This window comes from Nocardia sp. NPDC050793 (assembly GCF_040654065.1).
Lineage (GTDB): Bacteria > Actinomycetota > Actinomycetes > Mycobacteriales > Mycobacteriaceae > Nocardia.
The window spans coordinates 520,736-546,086 of sequence record NZ_JBFAHG010000002.1; the positions used below are offsets into that span (position 1 = coordinate 520,736).

At 63.8% G+C, this 25,351-nt stretch carries 25 protein-coding genes; 20 read left to right on the forward strand and 5 right to left on the reverse strand.

Annotation, left to right across the window (positions count from 1 at the left end; translation table 11 throughout):
• Positions 1-85 precede the first annotated feature (85 nt).
• The 3 genes from AB0H50_RS07885 (at position 86) to AB0H50_RS07895 (ending at position 2,640) form a co-directional block, all read left to right on the forward strand.
• Positions 86-661, forward strand: coding sequence for a TerD family protein (locus AB0H50_RS07885; protein ID WP_357448390.1), 576 nt, complete (start codon positions 86-88; stop codon positions 659-661).
• 160 nt (positions 662-821) lie between these two features.
• Positions 822-1,925, forward strand: a complete 1,104-nt coding sequence (locus AB0H50_RS07890; RefSeq protein WP_357448392.1) for a DUF475 domain-containing protein — start codon at positions 822-824, stop codon at positions 1,923-1,925.
• A 91-nt stretch (positions 1,926-2,016) separates the two neighbouring features.
• Complete coding sequence (locus tag AB0H50_RS07895; RefSeq protein ID WP_357448393.1) at positions 2,017-2,640, forward strand: Tellurium resistance; 624 nt, start codon at positions 2,017-2,019, stop codon at positions 2,638-2,640.
• Between the two features lie 66 nt (positions 2,641-2,706).
• On the opposite strand, the gene AB0H50_RS07900 is transcribed toward AB0H50_RS07895, so the two are convergent.
• Positions 2,707-3,669, reverse strand: a complete 963-nt coding sequence (locus AB0H50_RS07900; protein WP_357448395.1) for a DUF389 domain-containing protein — start codon at positions 3,667-3,669, stop codon at positions 2,707-2,709.
• A gap of 49 nt (positions 3,670-3,718) precedes the next feature.
• Positions 3,719-5,101, reverse strand: a complete 1,383-nt coding sequence (locus tag AB0H50_RS07905; RefSeq protein WP_357448397.1) for a hypothetical protein — start codon at positions 5,099-5,101, stop codon at positions 3,719-3,721.
• Between the two features lie 197 nt (positions 5,102-5,298).
• On the opposite strand from AB0H50_RS07905, the gene rpsF reads away from it, so the two are divergent.
• The 9 genes from rpsF (at position 5,299) to AB0H50_RS07950 (ending at position 16,328) form a co-directional block, all read left to right on the forward strand.
• Positions 5,299-5,586 carry a 30S ribosomal protein S6 gene (rpsF, locus tag AB0H50_RS07910; RefSeq protein ID WP_357448399.1) on the forward strand — a complete coding sequence of 96 codons (288 nt, stop codon included), beginning with the start codon at positions 5,299-5,301 and terminating at the stop codon, positions 5,584-5,586.
• A 153-nt stretch (positions 5,587-5,739) separates the two neighbouring features.
• The gene (locus AB0H50_RS07915) at positions 5,740-6,288 is read left to right on the forward strand and encodes a single-stranded DNA-binding protein (protein ID WP_357448401.1); all 549 of its coding nucleotides are present in this window, start codon (positions 5,740-5,742) and stop codon (positions 6,286-6,288) included.
• Positions 6,289-6,343: 55 nt separating this feature from the next.
• On the forward strand, positions 6,344-6,595 hold the full coding sequence (gene rpsR / locus AB0H50_RS07920) for a 30S ribosomal protein S18 (RefSeq protein WP_067786801.1): 252 nt from the start codon (positions 6,344-6,346) through the stop codon (positions 6,593-6,595).
• A gap of 17 nt (positions 6,596-6,612) precedes the next feature.
• Positions 6,613-7,068, forward strand: a complete 456-nt coding sequence (gene rplI, locus AB0H50_RS07925; RefSeq protein WP_357448403.1) for a 50S ribosomal protein L9 — start codon at positions 6,613-6,615, stop codon at positions 7,066-7,068.
• A 678-nt stretch (positions 7,069-7,746) separates the two neighbouring features.
• Positions 7,747-9,570, forward strand: coding sequence for a replicative DNA helicase (gene dnaB / locus AB0H50_RS07930; RefSeq protein ID WP_357448404.1), 1,824 nt, complete (start codon positions 7,747-7,749; stop codon positions 9,568-9,570).
• A 122-nt stretch (positions 9,571-9,692) separates the two neighbouring features.
• Positions 9,693-10,469: a TnsA-like heteromeric transposase endonuclease subunit gene (locus tag AB0H50_RS07935; RefSeq protein ID WP_357448406.1), complete on the forward strand. Its 777-nt coding sequence runs from the start codon at positions 9,693-9,695 to the stop codon at positions 10,467-10,469.
• Positions 10,466-12,598 (forward strand): transposase, encoded by a 2,133-nt coding sequence (locus tag AB0H50_RS07940; protein ID WP_357448408.1) that lies wholly within the window; start codon positions 10,466-10,468, stop codon positions 12,596-12,598. Before AB0H50_RS07935 ends, AB0H50_RS07940 begins: the two co-directional genes overlap by 4 nt.
• Positions 12,595-13,722 carry an ATP-binding protein gene (locus AB0H50_RS07945; RefSeq protein ID WP_357448411.1) on the forward strand — a complete coding sequence of 376 codons (1,128 nt, stop codon included), beginning with the start codon at positions 12,595-12,597 and terminating at the stop codon, positions 13,720-13,722. Before AB0H50_RS07940 ends, AB0H50_RS07945 begins: the two co-directional genes overlap by 4 nt.
• Before the next feature lie 5 nt (positions 13,723-13,727).
• Positions 13,728-16,328: a TniQ family protein gene (locus tag AB0H50_RS07950; protein WP_357448413.1), complete on the forward strand. Its 2,601-nt coding sequence runs from the start codon at positions 13,728-13,730 to the stop codon at positions 16,326-16,328.
• Positions 16,329-16,365: 37 nt separating this feature from the next.
• Here the strand turns inward: AB0H50_RS07950 and AB0H50_RS07955 are convergent, their stop codons facing one another.
• On the reverse strand, positions 16,366-16,626 hold the full coding sequence (locus AB0H50_RS07955; protein ID WP_357448415.1) for a helix-turn-helix transcriptional regulator: 261 nt from the start codon (positions 16,624-16,626) through the stop codon (positions 16,366-16,368).
• Between the two features lie 235 nt (positions 16,627-16,861).
• Between AB0H50_RS07955 and AB0H50_RS07960 the strand changes: the two genes are divergently transcribed.
• Positions 16,862-17,761, forward strand: coding sequence for a hypothetical protein (locus tag AB0H50_RS07960; RefSeq protein WP_357448417.1), 900 nt, complete (start codon positions 16,862-16,864; stop codon positions 17,759-17,761).
• A gap of 651 nt (positions 17,762-18,412) precedes the next feature.
• A complete protein-coding gene (locus tag AB0H50_RS07965; RefSeq protein WP_357448419.1) occupies positions 18,413-19,159 on the forward strand; it encodes a phage Gp37/Gp68 family protein in 747 nt (248 codons plus the stop codon).
• Here the strand turns inward: AB0H50_RS07965 and tcmP are convergent.
• A complete protein-coding gene (gene tcmP, locus AB0H50_RS07970; RefSeq protein WP_357448421.1) occupies positions 19,146-20,303 on the reverse strand; it encodes a three-Cys-motif partner protein TcmP in 1,158 nt (385 codons plus the stop codon). The genes AB0H50_RS07965 and tcmP overlap by 14 nt on opposite strands.
• Before the next feature lie 255 nt (positions 20,304-20,558).
• On the opposite strand from tcmP, the gene AB0H50_RS07975 reads away from it, so the two are divergent.
• Positions 20,559-20,693 carry a hypothetical protein gene (locus AB0H50_RS07975; RefSeq protein WP_357448423.1) on the forward strand — a complete coding sequence of 45 codons (135 nt, stop codon included), beginning with the start codon at positions 20,559-20,561 and terminating at the stop codon, positions 20,691-20,693.
• A gap of 198 nt (positions 20,694-20,891) precedes the next feature.
• Here AB0H50_RS07975 and AB0H50_RS07980 read toward each other — a convergent pair whose 3' ends face one another.
• A complete protein-coding gene (locus AB0H50_RS07980; protein ID WP_357448425.1) occupies positions 20,892-21,521 on the reverse strand; it encodes a hypothetical protein in 630 nt (209 codons plus the stop codon).
• Between the two features lie 89 nt (positions 21,522-21,610).
• Here AB0H50_RS07980 and AB0H50_RS07985 point away from each other — a divergent pair, with 89 nt between their 5' ends.
• The 5 genes from AB0H50_RS07985 to AB0H50_RS08005 are packed head-to-tail and all read left to right on the forward strand — an operon-like array spanning position 21,611 to position 25,322.
• A complete protein-coding gene (locus AB0H50_RS07985) occupies positions 21,611-21,928 on the forward strand; it encodes a hypothetical protein (protein WP_357448427.1) in 318 nt (105 codons plus the stop codon).
• The gene (locus AB0H50_RS07990; RefSeq protein ID WP_357448429.1) at positions 21,925-23,715 is read left to right on the forward strand and encodes an alpha/beta hydrolase; all 1,791 of its coding nucleotides are present in this window, start codon (positions 21,925-21,927) and stop codon (positions 23,713-23,715) included. The genes AB0H50_RS07985 and AB0H50_RS07990 overlap by 4 nt, the downstream gene beginning before the upstream one ends.
• The gene (locus tag AB0H50_RS07995; RefSeq protein ID WP_357448431.1) at positions 23,712-24,320 is read left to right on the forward strand and encodes an LppA family lipoprotein; all 609 of its coding nucleotides are present in this window, start codon (positions 23,712-23,714) and stop codon (positions 24,318-24,320) included. The genes AB0H50_RS07990 and AB0H50_RS07995 overlap by 4 nt, the downstream gene beginning before the upstream one ends.
• A gap of 25 nt (positions 24,321-24,345) precedes the next feature.
• Entirely contained in the window at positions 24,346-24,711 is a 366-nt protein-coding gene (locus tag AB0H50_RS08000) for a hypothetical protein (protein WP_357448433.1), read from the forward strand.
• On the forward strand, positions 24,708-25,322 hold the full coding sequence (locus tag AB0H50_RS08005; RefSeq protein WP_357448435.1) for a DUF3558 domain-containing protein: 615 nt from the start codon (positions 24,708-24,710) through the stop codon (positions 25,320-25,322). The genes AB0H50_RS08000 and AB0H50_RS08005 overlap by 4 nt, the downstream gene beginning before the upstream one ends.
• Positions 25,323-25,351: the final 29 nt, after the last annotated feature.

The window sequence follows — 25,351 nt, forward strand, 5'->3', positions numbered from 1 at the left end:
CGCCGAAACCTACTACTGTCGTAGGTCGTACCCGGCGATTCGGACATGCTGGGAATCACAGACGGACTAATGAAAGGGATCCCGCATGGGTGTCAGTTTGTCCAAGGGCGGCAACGTCTCGCTGACCAAGGAGGCGCCTAACCTTACTGCTGTTTCCGTCGGCCTGGGGTGGGATCTTCGGTCCACTACCGGTACCGACTTCGACTTGGACGCCAGCGCGATCGCGACCGGCGGCGACAAGAAGGTGCTGAGCGACCAGCACTTCGTGTTCTTCAACAACCTCCGCTCCCCGGAGGGCGCCATCGAGCACGCGGGCGACAACCGCACCGGTGAGGGCGAGGGCGACGACGAGGTCATCAACGTCGATCTGGCCAACACCCCGCCGACCATCGAGAGCATCTTCTTCCCGGTCTCGATCTACGACGCCGACACCCGTCAGCAGTCGTTCGGTCAGGTGCGCAACGCCTACATCCGCGTCGTCGACCGCAGCAACGGCACCGAGCTGGCCCGCTACGACCTGAGCGAGGACGCCTCGACCGAGACCGCCATGGTCTTCGGTGAGCTCTACCGCAACGGCGCCGAGTGGAAGTTCCGCGCCATCGGCCAGGGCTACGCCTCCGGTCTCGCCGGCATCGCTCGTGACTACGGCGTGAACGTCTAACGAAGACACGCTCAACACGAGGGGGCTCGCACGACGAGCCCCCTCGTCGTGCAACCGGGGCAGCTATCGTGCCGGGCACATTCGTTGGACATCCGGCGGTCCAACGGCCACGCTGGTATCAATCTCGCCGTTTCAGCTCCCATTCACGAAAGGTCCACGCGTGGTCCTGCGCATCTTCGGCCTGTCCGGCCTCGTCACCGTGGTGTCCCTGGTGGTGGCGTTCTTGTACGGTGGCCCCACGGCCCTGGCGCTCTGCGCGATCCTCGGCATTCTCGAGGTCTCGCTGTCGTTCGACAACGCTGTCATCAACGCAACCGTCCTGCAACGGATGAGCGATTTCTGGCAGCGCATCTTCCTCACCATCGGCGTCCTGATCGCGGTCTTCGGCATGCGCCTGGTGTTCCCGCTGGCGATCGTGTGGATCACCGCGGGCCTCGACCCGGTGCGCGCGCTCGACCTGGCGCTCAACCCGCCTGCCGGCGACGCGCCCTACTTCCCCGACGGCAGCCCGAGCTATGAGACGTTGCTCACCGACGCGCACCCGCAGATCGCGGCGTTCGGTGGCATGTTCCTGGCGCTGCTGTTCCTGAACTTCATCTTCGAGGAGCGCGAGATCACCTGGCTCGGCTGGCTGGAACGGCCGCTGGCGCAGGCGGGCAAGCTAGACATGCTCTCGGTCGTCGTCGCGGGCATCGGTCTCGTGCTGACCGCGGAGTTCATCGCCCCCGACGACAAGCGCGCCACCGTGATGGTCGCGGGCGTTCTCGGCATGATCGTCTACATCGCGGTGGACGGGCTCGGCTCGATGTTCCACACCGAGGAACACGAGGGCGGACCGTCCGAGCTGGCCAAGGCCACCGGTAAGGCGGGCTTCTTCCTGTTCCTCTACCTCGAAGTGCTGGACGCCTCGTTCTCCTTCGACGGCGTGATCGGCGCGTTCGCCATCACCTCCGACCCGATCGTCATCGCGCTCGGCCTCGGCCTGATCGGCGCCATGTTCGTCCGGTCCATCACGGTGTACCTGGTGCGCAAGGGCACGCTCTCGGAATACGTGTACCTGGAGCACGGCGCGCACTGGGCGATCGGCGCGCTCGCGGCGATCCTGCTGATCTCCATCGGCGTGCACGTCAACGAGCTCGTCACCGGCATGATCGGTGTGGCCTTCATCGGCGCCGCGTTCATCAGCAGCGTGATTCGCAACAAGCGCGAGGGTGGCGACGAGGAAGAACTCGAGAGCGAGCGAGCTGTCACCCCGGTAGGCTGATTTCCGGCAGACAGCCGACGAACTCGAAGCGGCAGCGGATCCTCCCCGGAGGAAAGCCGTTGCCGCTTCTCTTTTCCGAGGGGGATCGCGCATGGCGTCCGAGCAGCAGTCCGGCGGTGTGAATCTGCCGAAGGTGACGTTGTCCAAGGCCACCCCGAGCATCAACCTCACCAAACCCGGTGAGCAGCAAGGGGTGTTGCGGGTCAATCTGAACTGGTCACGTGGCGCGAAGGGATTCCTCCGCAGATCCAAGCCGGTCGATCTCGATCTCGGCTGCCTCTACGAACTGGCCAACGGCGCCAAGGGCGTCGTGCAGGCGGTCGGCGAGAATTTCGGATCCCTGCGCGGCGAGCCGTATATCCAGCTCGATGGCGACGACCGCAGCGGCGCCATCGCGGCGGGCGAGAACATGCAGATCGATCTCGCGCGACCCGAATTGTTCAAGCGCATCCTGATTTTCGCCTTCATCTACGAGGGCGTGCCGAACTGGGCCGCCGCCGACGGCGTGGTCACCCTCTTCCCCAGCAACGGGCCGCAGGTGGAGGTGCGCCTCGATTCCCCGGTGAGCGGCGCCCGTTCCTGCGCCGTCGCGCTGCTGCAGAACAACGGCCCCGGCATCACGGTGCACCGAGAAGTGCAGTACATCAACGGAACCCAGCGCCATATCGACGAGGCGTACCGCTGGGGCATGCAATGGAACAGCGCGAGCAAATGATCCGGCGGGTCGTTGCGGCCTTTCGCGCGCGGCACGCGTCGGACTGATCGCGGCCTGAGCGCGGACTCACAGCATCCGGCGCGGCCTGCTCATCGCCTTGGCCCGACGCACGGAGACACGCGACCACACGGCCTGCTGAAACGCCAGGGTCGCCCATCCCGCCAGCGCCATGCCCGACAGATTCAGCATGAGCTGCAAAGCGCTCCCCAAGATCGCATCGCCGACGCCGAAAGCCACTCCGAGCGCGATGTTTCCGGCGGCGGGCACCGTGGTCACCGAGATGAAGACACCGGCGAGCCCGGACGCCTTCGCCGAGGTCAGCGCGAGCACGCCCGCGGCGGCAGCGATCACCGCGACGATGAACGACCATTTGTCCGGCGTGTAGATGAACGCCGTGCCCGGCCGCGGCCCCGTCACGTCCTCGATAGTGATCCAGCCGAGCCCGCGGCCGATCAGCACCAGTAGGAATGTCACGACGATGGCCGCCGCGAAACCGAGCAGCAGGGTGCGCACCGCGTGGCCGAACAGTACGGAACGGCGGCGCACCAGCGCGACGCCGAGCGCGGCGATGGCGCCGAACTCCGGGCCGAGCACCATGGCGCCGATGACCAAGATCTGTGAATCGAGCACGATCGCGATGGCGGCGATCATCGTCGCCATCGTCATGAAACTCAGGTAGGTCCAGTTGAGCTCGGTTTCCTCGTAAGAGCGCTGCGCGACCTCGGCCCACACCACCGCGTCCGCGCTGCTGCCCGGCGTGCGCATCTCGGCATCGAAACCGCTGCGCGACAGCCAGGTTCGCACCTGGTCGACTTCGATGCTGCCTTCCCGGTGCACCCCGAGCGCGCGCAATTCGTTGATGACGTCGTTACCCGCTTCCCGCGCGACTTCCGCCAGCACCAAATCGCCGGGCGGCTTCAGCGAGGAGCCGCGCACCACGGCCAGCCCACTCACCCCGGTGTCCCGGTCGAGGATGTCGATCACGTCGTCGGTCATCGCCGCCGGCGACAGGATCCGCATGTGCAGCATGGGCCAAGTGTGCCTTGTGGCAAGGCTTCCAGCGCGGCGACCGGCCCGATCAGGCGGCCACCAGGTCCCCTCGGTCCGTGGTCGTCCGCTCCGCCCGCACGCCCGGCCCGCGCAGGTCGGCCCGGATGAACAGGAAGAACAACGCGACAAGCAGGAGCGCGCGGCCCCACACGCCGAACTGAACGATGGCCTCCTGCACTTCGAACGGTGCGCCCGAACCCATGGCGTAGAAGTAGCGGAACACGCCGATCCCGATGGCCGCGTCGGCGAGCAGATACGCGCCGATCACCTGCCACGGCACCGCGAGCAGCACCAGGAAGGGAATCAGCCACAGTGTGTACTGCGGTGAATGCACCTTGTGGAAAACCAGGAATCCACACAGCATCGCACCGCTCACGCCGATCCACGGGAAGACCCCGGTCGCGCGATAGCGCTTCCACCCCAACCAGACCGCCAGCGCGAAGGCCAGCAGGATCAGGGTCGGCGAGGCGATGGAGACTCCCTCGTGCCAGGTCGTACTGGTCTCGGCCGCCCGCCCGTACAGCAGGTGATGTCCCCAGTACCAAATGGAGTTGGTGGTGATGTCGGCTTGGCGCAGCTGCTGGAAAGTGATCGACGCACGCCAGCCCTCGTAACCGGCCAGCGCGAACGGCAGGTTCACCGCGACGACCGTGCCGATGGCCGCGCCCGCGGTCAGCAGCGCGCCGCGCACGTCGAGGCCGCGCGCGTCGTCCGGATCGCGCTCGGCTCCGCCGGTGAGCACGTAAATCATCAGCGGCAGCACGAAGATGCCCGGATAAAGCTTCAAACAGAAGCCGAGGCCGAGCAGCACGGCGGCCAGCACACCGCGGGTCCGCAACGAATATCGGGTCGGCACGGTCACCACGTAGACCGCCGCGACCGCCGCGCAGACCACCGGCAGCTCCCAGTTGTGGAAGGCATAGAGCACGAGCGGCGAACCGATCGCCCACAGCAACGCCGCCCGTCCGGCGAGCCGGGCCAGGAACCAGGCCGTGAGCAGCGCGAAGGGCACGAGCAGTAGCGCCGAGAGGCGCAGGAAGTCGGCGTCGGTATGCGCGCCGATCGCGCCGACCCACATGAGGGTGCCGCTGAGCACCGGGTATTCGACCGCGCCGCCGGTCAGCAGGCCGTCGTCGGTGATGCCGCCGTCCACATACGGGAAGACGTGTCGATCGATGTCGCGGCCGAGCCAGAGGAACTGGATGTCGGAGTAGCAGACGTCCGAATCCTTGATCACGTCGAAGGCCGTGCTGCGACCGTTGTCGTAGAACGGGGCGCCCGCGCAGCGCGCCTTGTTCGCGTACGCGAGCGCCAACGTCAGCCCGCACAGCAGTACGACCACCACGGCAACCGCTGTGTGGCGGGACGCGCGCCGCGCCTGCACCGCGTTGGCGGCGGGTACGGTCGACATGCTGACCACCTTATGTGCCCCGGCGGCACGGCGTCATGGTGTACGGCGGCCGGATATCGCGGGCGACACGGAGGCCCGGGGGCGGATTTCGCAGGTCAGCAGGCGCTCATGTAGCCTTACCGGGTTGCTGACGCAACGAACCCTCCTGCCACGGACCGTCCGTGGCCGTTTCCTAGTCCACAGGAGGTGATTGGTCCGTGCGTCATTACGAAGTGATGGTCATCCTCGACCCCAGCCTGGACGAGCGCATTGTCGGTCCGTCGCTGGACACCATGCTCAGCGTCGTGAAGACCGAAGGCGGCAAGATCGACAAGGTCGACATCTGGGGCCGTCGTCGTCTCGCCTACGAGATCCGCAAGCAGGCCGAAGGCATCTACGCGGTGGTCGATCTGACCGCCACCCCGGCCACCGTGAGCGAGCTCGACCGCCAGCTGGGGCTCAACGAGTCGGTGCTGCGCACCAAGGTTCTGCGCCACGACAAGTAGTTCCACCGCACTCGTCAGCGTCGGTGCCTGTCTCTAGGCTCTAGCGCAACAGCGAGTGCACTGCGAATCGCGGCCGACGAGGCGTCAGCTCATGCGGCCACGCAGGCCCGCGAGAACGCAGAACTGGCACTGCACACCGAGCAGGAGGAACCCATGGCAGCAGGCGACACGGTCATCACCGTCATCGGAAACTTGACGGCCGACCCCGAACTGCGATTCACGCCCGCGGGGCAGGCGGTTGCGAACTTCACCGTCGCGTCCACCCCCCGCGTGTTCGACCGTAATACCAATGAATGGAAAGACGGCGAAGCGCTCTTCTTGCGCTGCAACATCTGGCGCGAAGCCGCGGAAAATGTCGCCGAAAGCCTGACCCGAGGCGCTCGCGTCATCGTGAGCGGACGGCTCAAGCAGCGCTCCTACGAAACCCGCGAGGGTGAGAAGCGCACGGTCGTCGAACTCGAGGTCGACGAGGTCGGCCCCTCGCTCCGCTACGCCACGGCGAAGGTCAACAAGGCCAGCCGCGGCGGCGGTGGGGGCGGCGGCTTCGGTGGTGGCGGCGGTGGCGGCTACGCCTCCTCCGGTGCGGCAAGTGGTGGTGGCGGCGGCAGTCGTTCCGGCGGCGCCGAGGACGACCCGTGGGGCAGCGCGCCCGCGGCAGGCTCCTTCGGGGGCAGCCGCATGGATGACGAACCGCCGTTCTGATACGGCTTCATAGGCCCGGATCACTTGGGCCACAATAAATTTGGAGTAAAAGACCATGCCTAAGGCGCCCGCGCGCGAAAAGGTGCTGAAGAAGAAGGCTTGCGCCTTCTGCAAGGAAGCCAAGTCCGGCACCGTTTCGATCGACTACAAGGACACGACGCTGCTGCGCAAGTACGTCAGCGACCGCGGCAAGATCCGCGCCCGCCGGGTGACCGGCAACTGCGTGCAGCACCAGCGTGACATCGCCGTTGCCGTGAAGAACTCGCGTGAGGTGGCCCTGCTGCCCTACGTGTCGACGGCTCGCTGAGTAAGGGAGGCACGCAAATGAAGTTGATTCTGACCGCTGATGTGGACAACCTCGGTGCCCCTGGCGACACCGTCGAGGTGAAGGACGGCTACGGCCGCAACTACCTGCTGCCGCGCGGCCTGGCCATCGCCGCCAGCCGTGGCGCGCAGAAGCAGGTCGAGGGCATCCGCCGGGCGCAGGACGCCCGCCGCGTCCGCGACCTGGACCACGCCAACGAGCTGAAGCAGGCCATCGAGGGCCTGGAGTCGGTCTCGCTGAGCGTGAAGACCGCAGGCACCGGCAAGCTGTTCGGCTCGGTGACCCAGGCGGACGTCGCCGCGGCCGTCAAGACCGCCGGCGGCCCCGTGGTCGACAAGCGCAGCATCGAGCTGCCGAAGGCGCACATCAAGTCGACCGGCAAGCACGGCATCGTGGTGCACCTGCACCCGGACGTGGTCGCCAAGTTCGACCTGCAGGTCGTCGCCGCGAGCTGAGTCCGCGCCGCCCCCGAGGCGGCGGATCACGCGCACGTTCGAAGACCACCCCTGTGATCACACGGGGGTGGTCTTCGACCTGCCCTGTCGTGCCACACCGACGCATTAGCTAGGCATTCGCCGAGGTCGGGACGCGGTGAGCTGGGACACCGCGGGTCGCGTCGGCCATGGCGCTTCACCTCCGGTTATTCAACCTGTGGATTACTGCGCAAACCGACCGATCGCTATGTGACGTAGCTCATACCGGGTACACGCACTGTTTACCCAACACGCCCGGCCGTTCATCCGGAGCGACACGCCGAGACTAGATCTATCCACACGTGCACAGATGCGGAAACTCGCATTCATCAGCGCATTTAGGCGATGTGATCTGGGTTTTCCCCAAGTTGTACACAGGGGGTGCACACGGTTTGGTTAACAGTCCCCAACTTATCCACAGTTGTGTGCACAGCTCGGTTTGGCGCCGCCCCATCGGGTCGCCTAGGTTCGTCGCATTGTCCGGAACGGGCCGCCCGTGCGGACACGATCCAGCGCTGTCGCGATGGTTGCTGCAACCGGTCGCAGCGGCCGCGGCGAACGTGTTCGTTGCTGTGTCGAAACGTGTCACAGCCTCGGAGTAGAACGAGTCATCGATACGGTGAGAATCCGGTCGTGGGGTAGAGAGGACGGTCGAGTCTGGTGACAGCCACCGATGACCGCGGGCACACGGACTTCCCGCCCGAACCTCCCGGCGAAGACTTCGGACGCCAACCACCGCACGACATGGCGGCCGAGCAGTCCGTCCTCGGCGGCATGCTGCTGAGCAAGGACGCCATCGCCGACGTCGTCGAGGTCCTCCGGCCCGGCGACTTCTATCGCCCCGCGCACCAAGCGGTCTACGACACCATCCTCGACCTGTACGGCCGCGGCGAACCCGCCGACCCCGTCACCGTCGCCGCAGGCCTGGACCGCCGCGGCGAGCTCAAGCGCATCGGCGGCGCCCCCTACCTGGTTACCCTCACCCAGACCGTCCCCACCGCGGCCAACGCCGGCTACTACGCCGAAATCGTCGCCGAGAAGGCCATTTTGCGTCGCCTCGTCGAGGCAGGCACCCGCATCGTCCAGTACGGCTACGCGGGCGCCGACGGCCAGGACATCGCCGAGGTCGTCGACCGCGCCCAAGCCGAGGTCTACGAGGTCACCGAACGCCGCACCACCGAAGACTTCCTCCCCCTCGAGGAACTCCTCCAGCCCACGATGGACGAAATCGACTCCATCGCCTCCCGCGGCGGCATCTCGCTCGGCGTCCCCACCGGCTTCACCGAACTCGACGAAATCACCAACGGCCTGCACCCGGGCCAGATGATCATCGTCGCGGCCCGTCCTGGCGTGGGCAAGGCGCTCGCCCTGGACACCCCCCTGCCGACCCCCACCGGCTGGACCACCATGGGCGAAGTCCAGGTCGGCGACGAACTCCTCGACGCCGACGGCCGCCCCACCCGCGTCCTCGCCGCCACCGAAGTCCTCACCGAACGCCCCTGCTACGAGGTCGAATTCTCCGACGGGACCGTTCTCGTCGCGGATGAGCTGCATCAGTGGGTGACCCGATCGGCATTGGACGTGGCCAGCCCGGTCGCGGTCCGCACCACCGGCGAGATCGCCCACACCCTGCGTGATCTCACCGGCGATCTCAACCACGCCGTAAGCGGCACAGCCCGTTCCGCGCCGCGCCGAATCGTCGACGTACGAAAGATCGACACCGTCCCGGTGCGCTGTGTCGAGGTCGACAACGCCGATCACCTGTATCTCGCCGGGCGCTCGATGGTCCCGACGCACAATTCCACGCTCGGCATGGACTTCATGCGCAGCTGCTCGATCAAGCACGGTCTGGCCAGCGTCATCTTCTCGCTCGAGATGAGCCGCACCGAGATCGTCATGCGTCTGCTGTCCGCGGAGGCGAAGATCAAGCTCGGTGACATGCGGTCGGGCCGGATGAGCGACGACGACTGGACCAAGCTTGCTCGGCGCATGAGCGAGATCAGCGAGGCGCCGCTGTTCGTCGACGATTCACCCAACCTGACCATGATGGAGATTCGCGCCAAGGCGCGGCGTCTCAAGCAGCGCCACGACCTGAAACTCGTTGTGGTCGACTATCTCCAGCTGATGACCTCAGGTAAGAAGGTCGAATCCCGTCAGCAGGAAGTCTCGGACTTCTCCCGAAACCTGAAGCTGCTGGCCAAGGAACTCGAAGTCCCGGTGGTCGCGATCAGCCAGCTGAACCGCGGTCCGGAACAGCGAACCGACAAGCGCCCCATGGTGTCCGATTTGCGTGAATCGGGATCGCTCGAGCAGGACGCCGACATGGTCATCCTGCTGCACCGCCCCGACGCCTTCGAACGCGACGACCCACGTGGCGGCGAGGCCGACCTGATCCTCGGCAAGCACCGTAACGGCCCCACCGCCACCATCACCGTCGCCCACCAGCTGCACCTGAGCCGGTTCGTGGACATGGCTCGCGGCTGATGCGCCGGTTTGTAGAGTCTCAGATTCGGCTGCACTTTCTCAACTGGATCTGCACTTCGATTGCACTTGTGCAGTTCGACTGAGATCACCCGAACCGGTTTCGCGCCTGACGCTGCGGTGGTATGTCTGTGTCCATCGAATCGAGCGGATGCGGGAAGGCAACCGACGTGGGCCAATCGGTGAAACCTGGATCGGCTTCCGCCGCAACACGTAGCTCACTCGACGGCTCGGTCAGGAGCACACCCTGGGACCAGGTAGAGAGTTGCAGGCTCGCCTCCGTGTCACCATGGAGGAACTTCCGATGGCGCAACGGACAACGGCACTACTCGGGAACATACTGGTCCTCAACTGGCTGCACGCACATCATTTACGAGTCCCGCTTGGAACTAGCTCGGCTGCTCTTCGCGGACTTCGATTTGGATGTGAATCACATTGTGGCGCAACCATTTCTGCTCAGCGCCGAAGTCGATGATCGACCACGAAAGCACATCCCGGACTACATGCTCTTCGGGTCTGGGTTACCGACAGTGGTAGATGTGAAACCGCAGTCTCGATTGGCCAAGGCACAGTTTACATTCGGGTGGACTCGTGAGCTGGTAGAGCAGCGGGGTTGGCGTTACCAAGTATGGACTGAGCCTACGGATACCGAGCTGGCCAACGTCCGGTTCCTCGCTGGCTTTCGTCGCTACCAATTATTCGACCCCCAGTTGTTAGAGCAGGTGCGCGCAGCGGATCTTGACGGCGTAGCCTTCGCCGAAGCATGCCGATCGTTCCCTGACTTTAGTGTGCCGCTTGTGCGTTCAGCCCTCCTCCACTTGTTCTGGACCCAATACTTCACCGTTGATCTGGCGCGGCCGCTGCAGTCGTCTGCCGTTCTACGGAAGAGGAATTGCGTATGAACCACGCACGGGTTCGAGTAGGTATCGGCACACGGATGTTCTACGACGGTGAGATCGCCGAAATAGTCGAGGTGACCGCGACCGAAGCAGGCATCAACATTGTGCTGCGATTGGGCCCGCGCGGACAGCGGGTTATCAGGGTTGCGCTGAGCGAACTGCTGGGCAGTGACCGTGCTCGACTCATTCCGGATGGACTCGCTCCAGACGATCCGCAAGAACTTGCCAGCGTGGTCCTCGCCGAACTCTCAGATCTGGCGCGAAAGAGCGTTGTTGAACGGGCAGGACACATCAGAGAGACACTGACCGGATATCGATCGGGCAGCGCCGAGCTCGCAGATCCCAGCGAACCCCGGCCAGCCTTCGATCCGAATCTGCCTTTGACCACTAGATACGAGGCGAAAGCAGCTGAACTCGGAGTGTCACTACGCACCATCAAACAGTGGGTGTCCGACTTCCGGGCCAATGGTGAGGCAGGACTTGCGCGCGCGAAGGGGCCCAAAGGCCTTGGCGCTCTGGGAAATACCGATCAACGCTGGGTAGACACAGCTGTCGAAGTAATAGTGGAACATTCGGATCAGTCGCGACCTTCACGGACCATGGTTATCGACCGGACCAATGCGCGTGTGGTGGCCAGGTTCGGACCAGATGTGGTGCAGGCACCATCGCGAGCGACGGCGTTTCGGGTGCTGGCGGAGCTCGAACGGCAGCATCCAACGTTTCGGTTGAGCACGAAACGTAACCGGGATATCGCAGGTCGCCCGACCGAAACCTACGGCAAGTTGCGACCAACACGCCCAGGTGAGTACCTGCTGATGGACACGAATCGGCTGGATGTGTTCGCGCTCGATCCGGTCACGTTGCGGTGGATGCAGGCCGAGTTGACTGTCGGAATGGACTGGTACACAAGATGTGTCACCGGTATCCGGGTGACGCCGGTATCCACGAAGTCGGTGGATGCCGCAGCGATGTTGTATCAGGCGTATCGACCACGCCCGCCCGGCCGAGACTGGCCCGCTCACGCGGTTTGGCCTGAACACGGGATCCCACGCGCAGTACTGATGGACGTTGACGCAGTGGACGGTCCGGTGGTCGGGGCTTCAGGGCCAGCGATCGTCCCGGAGACCATCGTGATCGATCATGGGAAGATCTTCGTTTCCGAGCATCTGACCAGCGTGTGCCAGCGAATGGGGATTTCGATCCAGCCTGCGCGGCTTCGGACCGGCCGCGATAAGGGCCCAGTGGAACGGTTCTTCCGCACCATCCGTGAGGACCTGCTGCAGGCGCTGCCCGGCTACAAAGGTCCGGATGTGCATTCGCGCGGCCTGGATCCCGAATCGGAAGCGTTCTTCTATCTCGACGAGTTGGAGGCAATCATCCGGGAGTGGGTGGCCGTCGTTTACCACCATCGCCCACACGATGGATTGGTTGACCCTCAGGTACCCGGATTGCGGATGTCGCCAGCAATGATGTTCGAGCACGGTATGGCTCGCGCCGGCTACATCGAGGCGCCTCGGGATCCTGACTTGGCGTACGAGTTCCTCAAAATCGAGTGGCGCACGATCCAGCACTACGGCATCGAGCTTGGTGGCCGTCGCTACAACGGCCGCGGCCTGGACCCTTACCGCAACATGGTCAGCACCTATACAGGAAAGGCTAAGGGCCGCTGGCCCATCCACCATGATCCAGACGACATCGCCCGGGTCTATTTCCGTGATCCCGAAACTCACTTCTGGCACATATTGATGTGGGAGCACGCTCCATCGATGGACATGCCCCTGAGCGAGGATGCCCTACGATTCGCTCGGCAACTCGCCGCGTCGAGGTACACCTATCCAGATGACCGGATCGCGGTCGCCGACCTGCTCGAACGTTGGGACCTCGGACTCGGCGCATCAGTGGTCGAGCGGCGAATGGCGTTGCGGCTGTCTCGCGAATCAGCACTTCTCGAAGACGTCCCGACCCACGAAGTCGTGGCGACACTGCCATCGGTGGCTCGTGTCCTGGCCACGCCTACACGCGCCGCTGACCAGAGCGCCGAAGCCAATGCGGAGGAAGCCGTCCCCGAAATAGGTGACGATGACGACTTCGACGATGACGACTTCTACGCCGATGCTTTGGAGGATGTGTGAGCCGAACTGCGGCCGCGCCCACTGAAGACACCGCGCGGCTGGATAACCTGACCCTGTCGCGGAAAGAGGGCTGGCGCAGCTTCGTCGAATCCCCAGCCCGGACTCAGCCAGAAATATTGAGCCGCAAGAGGCTTAAGGCGTTGGGTGAAGATGACCTAATTGACTACAACAGACGTCGCCGCGCGTGGCATGCCAATCTCGGTCCGCTGAAGACGCCACAACTGGCCGAACTGCACGAAGATCTTTGGGACATCATCGATTCCAATGCCCAAGACGGCGACAAAGCCAAGGGGGCTGTGGGCATCGATGCCTTCCCGGGGTTAGGCAAAACGACGTCGGTGCTGGCGTTCGCCAAGGAGTTTCATCGCCGTGAGGCAGTCGAAGCAGGTCAGTTCACCAGCAGTGGTCACGAGCGTTGGCCCGTGTGCAGGGTTGGGCTGACCGGCAGCACGGGGATGAAGGATTTCAACCGAGCGATGCTGAAGTTCTACGCCCACCCCGGAACAGAGCGCGGTACCGCTGCCCAATTCGCCGACCGTGCGTTGGATTGTGTCCTCTCGTGCGAGACGAAGCTGCTAATCGTGGATGACCTGCACTTTCTGAAGATGCGGGAGAAATCCGGCGTGGAGATCAGCAACCACTTCAAATACATCGCCAACGAGTTCCCTGTAACGCTACTATTCATCGGTGTTGGACTGGCCGCGCGCGGGCTGTTCTCCGAAGGCTCGTCCTATTCCGATTCAGTGCTCGGACAAAGCGGACGCCGCACCACACCGCTGGGTATGCGACCGTTCACCGTCGAGAACAACGCTGCCCGCCGCGAGTGGCGACAGATACTGTTGGCGATCGAGCAACGACTGGTCCTGGCTGACAAATATCCCGGCATGCTCGCAGATGACCTGTCCGACTATCTGTTTGAGCGCAGCACCGGCCACATTGGATCTCTAATGACGGTCATCAACCGCGGCTGCCAACGCGCGATCCGCACCGGTACCGAAAAGCTCGACACCGGGCTGCTGGATGGGGTAAAGGGCGACGCGGCGGCTGAGCAAGGACGCCACGAACTGCAGGCCGCGATCCGATCCCGGCGTATCACCACGACGCCGAAGACCCGCGCCAGATGACGTCCGTGCGGACGCTGCCGATCCGGGTGGCCCCGATCGAGGGTGAGGCGTTGGATTCGTGGCTGTTCACGATCGCGCACCGCACAAAGACGACATGGGCGGACCTGCTGACTGCACTGGCCCCAGCGGGACCGCAGCCACCAGAGCAGATGCGCACCCGAGGTAACTGCATCGTCTATCTGTATCCGGCCGAAACCGAGGCGATTGCGGCGGCCACCGGGATCACCGATACGGCAGTGGTCGATGCGATGACGCTGGCTCGGTTCGACGGCACGGCGTTGTCTATCAACCGGGACCGCCGCATGGTAATCCACGGATTCCCGTGGGGACGCAGCCGCGGGTCGCGGTACTGCCCGCAATGTTTGATCGATTCTGGGGGTCGGTGGCAGCTGCAGTGGCGGCTTGGCTGGGTATTCGCCTGCCTGACACATCACTGTCTGCTAGTCGACGACTGTCCGCACTGCCTGCAGGTATTACAGCTGAAAACAGTGGGCGGGATGGCGATCCCGAGACCCAGTCATTGCACACGCCCTGCCCCTGGCGCGACCGGCATTGCCGCACCTCGTTGTGACGGCGCGCTTGCCATCGCCCACACAGTGCATCTGCCAGCAAACCACCCCGCCCTACGCGCCCAGCAGGTCATACTCGATGTCATCACCAGCGGCACAGGATCATTCGGTGTGTATGCCGACCGGCCACTACCTGCACGGACGGTTTTGTCCGATGTGCGGGCCGTGGCCCGACGCGTCCTGGACTACGCCAGCGTCGAGCACCTTTCCGCTTGCCTACCTGCCGACCTCGTCGCCGTCTATGACTCCACCGGAGGCGAGCCTCAGCAGACCCGTATGACGGGACTGGCGTCTCCGGCGCGGGCGGTGACCACTGCGATCGGAGTGACCGCAGCGTTGGATGCGCTGACCGCACCTGACATCCCGACCGCAGGTGCGCGACTGCGGTGGCTGATAAGCCTGAGCAGGACCAAACACCAAGCCATGAACGCCAGCAGCGCCACGGGATGGGGCAATGGCACCTCTGCAATACTCGCCGCGGTGCAGTTGAGCGCGTTGGTGCCGTTCATGGATGTCAGCGACGTGCTGCGCTACCGCAGCCACACCGCCATGCCACGCCATCCCCAGCGTGAGGACACCAGTGCGATCCCGGATCACCGGGTGCCGACGCTGCTGTGGCCTCAATGGGCGCTGCGGTTCGCGGTACCGACTTGCGGATACTCGCAGATTCGGCGTGCACTTCCGGCAGCGATGCTGGTCGTCGGTTCGCGGCGCACATTGACCGCAGCAATCGCCCTGACCGAGGCGAGGATGCTGCCATCTGGCGTGTCACGCTGCCTTCGGCTGCTACGCAATAGCCTGCAGTGGAATGCTGTATTGACCGCGTTGACCCGGCTCTCAGACTACTTGAGTGCTCATGACATCCCTATCGACTATCGACGCCGCCGCAGCCTGGACTATCGGTGCTTGCTGTCCGAGGCTCGATGGCTGCAAATCTGCGGGCACACAGCCACAGCGCCAGGTACCGGCCACAGACTGGCTGTGATCCGGTCGTGGCTGTTCGAACGGATCAGTGGTCTGCCCGCCGAACGATCGCCCTTCGCCGAGAAGAAATCATGGTTCGACGCCCAGCTGTCGCTGTTGCCGCGGCAGCTGACCCCGCAATTAGTAACACATCTCGACCTCGCTGCACGCGAGTTTCTTGATCGTCACGGTGCGATCGACGAACCTCTCACCTGGCATCCACCCCGGCAACTCCTCAACGGGCTTGCCCTACCCGGCCCGGACCCGGACACGGTCGATGTCAACGAACTCCACAGGTTGATCCGAGTAGAGCAGTTGTCACTGACGGCTGCGGCCGAACAGCTGGGGGCCCGCGTCGAGGCGGCACGGTTCGTGCTGGAAAATAGTCCCGCCCCGGAAGCCTTGACTACCGCCCAGCGGCGGGCCCGGGGCAATATCTTCGGCGCGACCGCGGCGGCGCTGTCGCAATCTGAATTGCTCACCTTGTACTACGACAGCCACATGAGCATCAAAAAGATCGCCGACGCGATGGGCGTCAGCAAGCAAACGATCACTCGGCTGGCCGCACACTACGAGGTAGTGCTCGACCCGGAGCTGCGACGCGATCAGCATGGCATCAACCGGGACTGGCTGTATGAGCAGTACGTCACCCGTCGCCGAGCGCTGCCGGACATCGCCCGCGAATGTGGGATTAGTACAGCTAACCTCGCCCGATGGGCCAAAGTCCACGACATACCGATGCGGCCGCGCGGCGGCCCCAGTCAGACCGCAAATCTCAACGCGGCCATCGCTGCAGAATCGGCGGCAGATGTACTGCGACCGGCACTCGCTGGCATAGGAGGATGGCGACGTCTTGAACGTTTCGCTGCCGCCAGCCGCTATCCCACCCTTACCCTGGCCGCAAAAGCCCTCGGCGCCAGCGAATCTGGTCTCGTCACCCAGATCACCCGACTCGAACAAGAACTCGGCGGCAAACTTTTCGTACGTGCCGAACGGAACCGTCCGATGAAAATCACCCCGTTCGGGACGGAGGTCATCGCTGCCATAGAAGGCACGCGCGACTCGGCCCGATAGCGAATGAGCTCAATCGCTGTGGTGCGTCCACGTGGCACTACTGCGCCCTGTCTTCCGGTACGGGCAAGCCGTCCATTAGCTGGCCGGGAGTCGTCTTCAGCCCGGCCGCGAACCTCATGATGTTCTCGACTCGCGGACTACGCCGACCACGCTCTACCTGTCCGAGGTAGGTCCAGTGCACGCCACAGGCATGGGCCGCGACTTCTTGACTCCATCCGAGCTCGGTTCGCCGGGCACGCACTCGTGCTCCAAACGCCTTAGCGGTCGGATTGAGCGGAGGTTTGACGGGGCTGGACATACACGGCCAACCCCATATGTCCAGCGCGTATTGATCCAGAGCGTAAACGTCCTATGCACTTCCATCCCATGCGCAAACGTCGTACTATGCTCAACTCGATCGCCACGTGCGGCCCTCTCGACCGGACTATCTGGTAGTCCGCGCATCGGACTCGGCGGGCGGCCACCTAAGACCGACTCGCTTCGAGTGAATCGCCACATCACACGACGAGATCGGAGCTTTAGCGTTGTCCACAGTGATTCTGAAAGGACGCAATGAGGGCGTCGACCACGCGGCGGAATCGTGGCTGGCTACAACAGAACTAGCCGGAAACGCCGACGCCGCACTGCGTTTGTCCCGAGCGATTGACCCGATTCGCTACGGCTTCATCAAACGTGAGCCGTTGAATCTGGCAGACTGCATCGGGACCGCCGCCGACATCGTCATCGAACTGCTCATCGCGGGTCAGGTACCCACTCCATGCGCGATACGGGCCGCTGTGACGAACCCGCCGAATATGAAGTCGGCTGAGGCAAGGGAGGAAGAGCGAGCGGAGGCGAAGCTCCTTAAGGCGATGGTTAGCGCCGACTACGACACGCTCGGTGAGAAGTTGTCCTCCGCTGTCGCGCTCCATTGGGTCAACCATGGGATCGGTCCGACCTGGCAGGAGGCATGGCAATCCGATGCCGTCGTGAACTGGTGGATCTCCGGACTCGGCGAGGTGCCCGAGTACCGGCTGGCCCGCAATCCAATGTTTGCGATCCTCGATCGGGCTGGATGGCTCGCGTCGAATCGCAGTCCGCGTTCGCTGTGTGCCGGCCGACGGTTTCACGTTCGCTTCTATGGCGACCATGTCTCACTTGCCCCCGCGGCCACCGTTGGTTACCTGGTCGCCCGGCACATCGGGATCTATCGGCGGCTTCACGACGACCACAGCCCGACCTGGGACGAGTTAGCAGCCGCCGCCACTGACGCGAAAGGAATTCCCTTGTTCTTCAACACCAATGACGGCCGAGCCCAGCAGCGGTGGCTAGTGACCCAAGGGTGGGTACGCATCGAGAAGGACCAACTTCGGCGAGGCGACCGAGCGAAGGCTGAAACCCGACGCCGTACTGCTCTCCGAAAAGCTGCGGCGGCAGCGTTGCAAGCCGCCTGAATGCCGTGGTCATTGGCAGCACGTATCTTCGAGAGGAGCCGCCCGCCGAGTTTGCGGGGCTCGGATCGTGGTGTGGTGCTGCCAATGCCGACCGTGTTTCGTCGCTTCCGCCTCGCGTGGCCTCATGTGGCCACGTGATCCACCTGCGTCATTTTGTTCGATCAGTGAACGCTCTTGGTGATGAAGTGGATCTGGTGTCGGGTAAGCGTCGTGCGCCACGGTTGGGGTTCGCATTGTTGCTGCGCTTCTACACCGAAGTGACCCGGTTTCCGCGTAGCGGATTCGAGATCTTGGACGCGGCAATCGAAGTCGTTCTCGGTGAGCTCGATGATCTCGGGGTCCGAGACCCTGCCGCGCCCCTCCCGGACCCAGCGCGTGACGCACTCGATGGCCTCCACAGAAGCTGGGACGGCAGACAGCGTGGCTACCAGAACACTGGCAGGGCACTGATGTCGGCGGCGCGTTCCTTCTGCTCGGCCTCAGCAAGCTTGGGGAATTTGGCCACCCATTCGTCGCGACTGGGGAAGCCCGGGCGCCGGGTAACGCCGCCGTACTGCTCGTCCAATATGTCCCACTCGGCTCTCCACCTGCCGCTGGGCCTCCTGCCCCTACCCTGTCCCGTTATCAGCCTGCGTGGCATACCTTTATGTCATGGCGGATGGCACCGGCATTGAGTGGACAGAAGCGACATGGAACCCGACGACCGGCTGTGACCGCATCAGCCCCGGTTGCGACAACTGCTACGCCCTGACGCTGGCGAAACGCCTGAAAGCAATGGGTAATCCGAAGTATCAGCGCGACGGCGACCCGCGGACTAGCGGTCCAGGCTTCGCGATAACAGAGCACCCGTCCACGCTGGACATCCCTCGCCGGTGGTCGGCTCCGCGAGTAATCTTCGTCAACAGCATGTCCGACCTGTTTCACGCGCGCGTTTCGTCCTCCTTCATCCACGACGTCTTCCAGGTGATGGAGGAAACCCCACGGCACACTTACCAGCTGCTGACGAAACGCCCTCGGCGAGCGGCGAACATGGCAGCCGCGCTTCCCTGGCCGAGTAACGTCTGGCTCGGGGTCAGCGTGGAGACAACCGAGCAGCTGTGGCGCCTCGACGAACTACGCCGCGTGCCAGCCGCCACCCGCTTCGTGTCAGCGGAGCCTCTGCTCGGCTCACTTGCAGGGCTCGACCTGAGCGGCATGCACTGGCTTATCGCAGGCGGCGAGAGCGGTCCGAAGCATCGCGAGCTCGACGTGGAATGGGTCCGCGAGCTGCGGGACGCATGCCGCGACCAGAACGTCGCATTCTTCTTCAAGCAGTGGGGTGGACGGACGCCGAAGAGCAACGGTCGCGAGCTCGACGGGCGGCTGTGGAGCGAGATGCCGACGCCTACGCGGGCTTGAGCGGCAGACGCCACAGGTCCTTTGCACCCTTGGGGTCCGTCGTCGTCTTCCCCTCCTTCAGTACCTTGTTGATGGCCGCGCGAAAGTGGAGGGTACGGACGACCCCAGCAAGGTCACCGAGCACTTTCGGCCGCTCGATGATGCAGAACGTCTCGCCCTTCTCCAGCTCACCGCTGAGTCGGTCAGCGAGCATGTCGACCCATTGCGTCTTCAGGATCTTCTCTTGCTCTTTCCAATCCGCCTCCCACGCATCGTCATCGCCGAACAGCGTGCCGTCGGCGGCGACCTTGGCGAGGTACTTCCGCCAGGCCTCCAGGCCGAGCGACGCAGAATCACCGAAGGTGACCATGCCGTCGATGTACCGCGTCGCGAAGATGAGGTAGTAGACAGGCTTCAGATCGGCGCGCGGTCGTACATCGATGATCCAAGTGCCAGCGCCGCCCGCTCGGCTGCGGAGCTGCTTGGCGTACCCGACCACCACAGCTTCCTCAGCCGCCATCTTCTCGTCCTCCGAGGCATTCTTGGTAGGACACTTCTCGAGCCACGCGTTCCGCCACCATTCCCCGCCACACACCGCGTCGATGCGCCTCAAGGAAGCCTCTACCGGTGTGGCGCTATGCAGCATGCCGCCGAAACGACGCAGATGTGCGGTGAGGTTGATAAGGACCTCGGTTGCTGGGGCACCAGGACCGCTCGGTCGGTCGAAGATGCTGGCGACCTCATCGAGCGGGATGGGCAGCCCGCACGGGTCGAGATACGTGAACAGCGGGATGCCTTCGGCGGACTTCAGTAGCTTCGGAAGATGTGTCGAGATATCGCCATCGTCGATGGTGTACTCGACACCCGCGCCCTCCGCAGCGGCTACCTCGCGGAGCCGCTCCACGGTCGCCTCGTCGTCCTCCACGAAGTGGCACTCGACCTGGCGCGGGAAATGGGCCATATCGCGCGCCTTGCGGAGCAGCATGGCGCCGGACCCTTCCTCACCGTCCTCATAACGACCTGGTCCGGCATACCCGTCGATGAAAGCCACGCGATGATCGAGCGAAGTCTTGCCGGTCTTGCTCGCGAAGGGCGTCGCGTACTGGTCGAGGATCGCGTGCTTCAACACCGCCGCCGACTTCTTCGTCTTATGGAAGTTGTTCAAGTCCTCCCCCAGGAAAGCGATCCGCCGTGAAGTCTCAGGCTAGCTCGTCGGTCTTCGGCATGCCGACCAATCTCATCGGCCGCCAACTACTCTGTCGCGCAGCCAAACCCAGCGAGTCAGCTGTCACGGGATGCCCATCGATGCCGCGGTCCACATCGCCCGGGTGTACTCGATGGCCGGTGTCGCCGACGAAGCTGACGGCCTGCGCCGCCAGTAGTGCAGCTGCGACGCCGGCCCCGCACAGGCCGGGTTCCGATGGCGGTGCACATCGCCGACTTCCTCACCGACCTTCACAACGCCAACGCACTGGCGAACACGATCCGCGCCTACCGCGGAGACCTGACCGCCTTCGCCGAATACGTCGATTCGACCTCGCTCAGCTCGACGTGACGTCGGTGCGGGCGTTTCTGTCCGGGATCGCCAAGCAGGCCCCGGCTACCCGCAAACACAAACGCGCCGCGGTCTCAGCGTTCTGCCGGTGTCCGTGCGACACGACTTCCTGCCCGCGAACCCGATGGACCGGGTGGACACGCCCACCGTGCCCAAGCGGCTGCCGCGCCCAGCCGCAACCGCCGAGGAGACTCTGTACTAGTACTCCAGCCAACTCTTTCGCTGGTAGTACCGGTCCATCTCCTCCTCCTCTTCCTGTGTTGGCTCGCGGCTCTTCAACGGCAAGTTGGGGTGGCCCGCACTACGGCTCGACGGTGGTGGAGGTGGCGGGAAGTCCGATGGTGGCGGTGGCGCGACGCGCGTGACCGGCTTCTCTGGCCCGAGTGATACCTGGCTGAAGATTCGCGGGGTCGACGAAGGAGGCACTACCGGAGCAGATTGTTGAGTGGCTGAATTCAGGAGGCGGGGCTGGGACACTGGAATCGGTGATGGCGCCGGAGGGGTTTCAGGGGCTGGGAGGCGCTGGTTCAGCGCGTCAGTGCTGCGTTCGATGAGCGCTTGTAGTCGAGGATCGTTCTCGATCTCGGTGATCGCCGCGGAAATCGCTTTGCGGGATTCGATGAGGGCTTCGGCGTGTAGACGCACGATCTCGGCGCACAGCGTGTCGGGATCGAGTCGTCGTCCCATGTCGGTCAGGTGGATCGCTTGCAGTCCACCATCCTCGCCGACTTCGATTCGTGCGACTTGGCTTTCGGGTCTGTGACGTGCAGATTGAAGCGATGCTTGTAGCTCGTTGATCTGTCCGGTGAGCGGGTCGATATCGGACATGCAGCGAATCCTCCCCGGTCGTGCTTGACCTGTCCGCAGTTTATAGTGGCCGTGAGCGGGATACACCTGATCGACCTGAGGGGGCAGGCGTGGGCGCGTACGACGATCTAGAGCTGGATCCGGCGGCCGTTCGAGCATTGGCTGACGGACTTGGTACCAGCGGTCAAGACATCGGTGTTATCGGCCGTGGCGGTGCGGTCGCTGATGGGGTATTGGACGGATTCCCTGGCGCGGACGTCGGGTCAGCATGCCGAGACGGTGCACGGTCGGCAGACAAGGCGATGGGGGCGGTCGGTACTGCCCTGATGGAGATGGGCGGCTCCGCAGTGGCCGCGATTGTCGCCTTCCAGCAACGTGATTCGGCGAACGCGCAGGCGGTCACGAACGCGGAGGAGGGGATCCGTTGAGCAAGCATCTGACCGTGCCGCAAGTGTTGGAGTGGCGGCCAGAGGCTCTTGCGGCACAGGCGAGTGAGTGGGATCGGCAGGCCAACGACCTGCGTACCCGGCTAGACGCTCAGTGGCGGGCGGTGGATGGGTCGCATGAAACGTGGAAGGGCGCCTCGGGCGAGGCGATGCGGGCCCGTTTCGAGCAAGTACGCAGCCAGACACTGAAGGTTCTCGACGCGCTCGAACGGGCGCGTGACGCGGCACGGTTGGCCAATCTGAGTTTCGCGTCCGCGCGGTCTCGGGTGCAGTCGACCAAGGCGACCGCCGAGAGCAAGCTTCTGGAGGTCAAGCCGGACGGCACCTGCGAGATCCCCGAGCGCGTCAAACAGGCGATCTATTCCGCGGTCAATGGCGACGCGAACCGGTACAGCACCGCCATTGCCGCACTGATCGTCGACGCCGACACCCAAACCGCCGCCATGAAGCAAGCATTGGCTCATGCCGCCGACGCCGACACCGCGGCCAAGCAAGCTATCGAGGCAGCGTTCGCGAACCTCCCGAGTTCGGAGGCGCTCGGGAACAGCTCGCCGACTGTGAAACCGACGCCGAAGGAACCTCCGAAGAACGGAACCCCTGAGGAGAACCGGAAGTACTGGGATTCGCTGACCAATGAAGAGAAAGCTCTCATGCTCAGCACTCAGCCTGCCTCGATCGGCAACCTCGATGGGCTTCCGGCCGATGTCCGGGACCAAGCCAACCGTGAGGTACTCCGTACCGAGCAGGCCCGGCTCCAGCGCGAGGTCGACACGCTGACCAGCCAGGTCAACGCGAACCCGAAGGCCGTGGGCTTGGCGCAGCAACTGGAGGATCGTCAACGGCGCCTCGCAGACGTCAAGGCGATCCAGGCCGCGATCAACCCGACCTCCACACCTGATGGCACCCCTCAGACGCCACGGAAACTGCTGCTACTCGACACCGAGAGCGGGCGGCAGGTCCGCGCAGCTGTCGCGGTCGGTGATCCCGACAATGCCGACCACATATCCGTCACGACGCCGGGGTTGAGTACGAACGTACGCGAATCTCTCGGCAGCATGGTGGGCGAAGCTGAGACGCTGAAGCGGGAGTCGGAGCGCCAGTTGAGCCAGGACGGTCGGCCGGGTGAAACCGTGGCTACGGTCGCATGGATCGGTTACGACCCGCCGCAGAAGACCGCACTGGACATCGGCAACGTCGCACTCGAAGGGCGAGCTGATGAAGCCGCCAAACCATTGGCGAACTTCTATGAGGGTCTCGATACCGCGAGCAATAAGAACGACCCGCATCTCACGGCCCTGGGTCATTCGTATGGATCGCTGACAACCAGCCAGGCTCTGCAAGAGAACGGCAACGCCGTCGACGACGTCGTTTTCTACGGCTCACCAGGACTCGGCGCGGACGCACCTGTACCCACACAACTTGCGCAACCGTTGGGATGGTTGTCCAACGCCACGGGAATCAACGACGAAGTCGACTCCCCAGCCGATCTTGGTCTGCAGCCGGGGCATGTCTATGAGATGACCGAGCGGATAGACCCTGTTGCGAATGCCAATGGATTCGGTCGAAGTCCGAACCAGATCCCATGGATCACCCATCTGGGTACCGGTGAAGTGACTGTGGATGGCACCACCTACACAGGCGCGTCTGGTCATTCGGAGTATCCCCGGACCGACCCATCGACGGGGCAGCTGCACCGGTCGGGATACAACCTCGCTGCTGTAGTGGCAGGGATACCGGACAATGCCACGAACCCCAGCCGCTCGCGATGACGAAGAAGACCACAGCAATTCTGTTCGCGGTGGCAGCCATAGCAATAGCGGCTGTGCTGTCATTGGCGCTGATCGTAGGAGTTTGGGTGGTATCCGACAGCTCAGTAGAACCAACAGGCGAGAAGGAAACCGCCGAGGCAGCCGAAGCGTTGCTTGCCAGACCAACTTTGGAATCGTCGGTTGACCAGGTGCGGTCGGTAGTCGAGCAGATCGCTGCGGCGGGCTCGGAGATCGATCCGCGCCTGCAGTTCCGGTGGATACGCGAAAGCAGTTCCGTAGACTGCGCCAAACCATTCGACGGGACGAATGGCAAAGTCGCTCATTTGCGGGATCTTTACGCGGATGCCGTGGTGCCAGAGATCTCGTGGAGCGAGTTCCTCGAACGTGCGCGGAAAATAGCCGCGACGGTCGGAGCGACAACCTCTGAGGTGATGGCAGATACTCCGGCGGAGGGCGATCGGCCCGCATCGCATGACGTGTGGTTCACGAGCGCGGACGGGATCATCATCAAAGTCGCCAGCAAGCGGGCTACGGTCATTTCCGGATCGACCGGCTGCCGCCTGAAAGGTAGCGACTTCAGTTCGCCGATTCGGCCGAAACCGTAACCATTAGGAATGGAGGGCTGACGTCATGGATGTCGGAAGCAGCGCTGCGGCAGAGTTGTGGCAGGCCGCATCAGAGGGACGGTTCCGACTGAGTCCTGAAGCGGCTCGCGAGTGCGCTGCTCACTTCGAATGGTTCGCTGGGACTGTCGCCGAGCGGCAACGTGAGGTGCGCGACCTGGAACGACTCACGGGGTTCGGCGGCTTCGATTCAGCTCAGCAGCTGCAACAAGGGTTCCAACGCAAAGCCAACCAAGCTGTGGACGCACTTAAAGCAACCGAAGAGGCCGCCTGGCGTATGAAAGCGGCGGTTCTGCGCGCCGCTGGCCTGTTGGAAGAGGTAGACGCAGCGAATGCGGGCGCACTACGCGCGATCGAAGGGGCGCAATCATGAGAGTGCCTGCGTCTGTTGCAGTCATCGCCTTCGCCCTCATCTTCGGCGCCGCCTCGGGATGCTCCTCGCCGGATTCTGACGGATCCGCTGGGCCGAACGGAACGACGCCCGACTCGCCTTCATCGCAGGCGCGCCCAACCCTGACCGCATCGAAACTTCAACCGCCGGCACAGGACAGCCGATTCGCCGACCCCAGCCGCCATGACGTTGTTGTCGACCCATGTACGTGGATCGATGACAGTACGATTCAATCCGCAGGCTTCGAACCTGGAACTCGCAAACGAGGCAACGACATCGTTGCCGAATACACTTTCTTGGTTTGCCAGTTCAACTCCAGCACTCGGCTGCTGACGATCGAGTCTGGCAACGTAAGCCTGGACGAGGTGCGGCAGAAGTACACCGGACAGACTCGAGAAACGAAGGTCAACGACCGTGAAGCGTTGATCACCAGCAAGTCTGGCGACACTTGCTCTGTGGATATGCGGACTGATGTCGGATATCTAGGGATAGCCTTCCTGTTGACAAATCAGGGTAAGGAATCGCTGAAGCCGTGTGACGGCATCGTCGAGGCAGCAAACAAAATTGAACCGAGTATCGGCAAGGGGAATTAGCTCATGGGGGGCGACGAGTCGAGGCCAGG

Excerpts from the sequence above, each read along its gene's own strand:
- AB0H50_RS07980 (WP_357448425.1), bottom strand. The coding sequence starts at position 21,521 with ATGTCCGATATCGACCCGCTCACCGGACAGATCAACGAGCTACAAGCA.
- AB0H50_RS07915 (WP_357448401.1), top strand. The coding sequence starts at position 5,740 with ATGGCAGCAGGCGACACGGTCATCACCGTCATCGGAAACTTGACGGCC.
- AB0H50_RS07940 (WP_357448408.1), top strand. The coding sequence starts at position 10,466 with ATGAACCACGCACGGGTTCGAGTAGGTATCGGCACACGGATGTTCTAC.
- AB0H50_RS07935 (WP_357448406.1), top strand. The coding sequence starts at position 9,693 with ATGTCTGTGTCCATCGAATCGAGCGGATGCGGGAAGGCAACCGACGTG.
- AB0H50_RS08000 (WP_357448433.1), top strand. The coding sequence starts at position 24,346 with ATGGATGTCGGAAGCAGCGCTGCGGCAGAGTTGTGGCAGGCCGCATCA.
- AB0H50_RS07900 (WP_357448395.1), bottom strand. The coding sequence starts at position 3,669 with ATGCTGCACATGCGGATCCTGTCGCCGGCGGCGATGACCGACGACGTG.
- AB0H50_RS07885 (WP_357448390.1), top strand. The coding sequence starts at position 86 with ATGGGTGTCAGTTTGTCCAAGGGCGGCAACGTCTCGCTGACCAAGGAG.
- AB0H50_RS07955 (WP_357448415.1), bottom strand. The coding sequence starts at position 16,626 with ATGTCCAGCCCCGTCAAACCTCCGCTCAATCCGACCGCTAAGGCGTTT.
- rpsR (WP_067786801.1), top strand. The coding sequence starts at position 6,344 with ATGCCTAAGGCGCCCGCGCGCGAAAAGGTGCTGAAGAAGAAGGCTTGC.
- AB0H50_RS08005 (WP_357448435.1), top strand. The coding sequence starts at position 24,708 with ATGAGAGTGCCTGCGTCTGTTGCAGTCATCGCCTTCGCCCTCATCTTC.
- AB0H50_RS07975 (WP_357448423.1), top strand. The coding sequence starts at position 20,559 with ATGGCGGTGCACATCGCCGACTTCCTCACCGACCTTCACAACGCCAAC.
- AB0H50_RS07965 (WP_357448419.1), top strand. The coding sequence starts at position 18,413 with ATGGCGGATGGCACCGGCATTGAGTGGACAGAAGCGACATGGAACCCG.
- rplI (WP_357448403.1), top strand. The coding sequence starts at position 6,613 with ATGAAGTTGATTCTGACCGCTGATGTGGACAACCTCGGTGCCCCTGGC.
- AB0H50_RS07905 (WP_357448397.1), bottom strand. The coding sequence starts at position 5,101 with ATGTCGACCGTACCCGCCGCCAACGCGGTGCAGGCGCGGCGCGCGTCC.
- AB0H50_RS07895 (WP_357448393.1), top strand. The coding sequence starts at position 2,017 with ATGGCGTCCGAGCAGCAGTCCGGCGGTGTGAATCTGCCGAAGGTGACG.
- AB0H50_RS07995 (WP_357448431.1), top strand. The coding sequence starts at position 23,712 with ATGACGAAGAAGACCACAGCAATTCTGTTCGCGGTGGCAGCCATAGCA.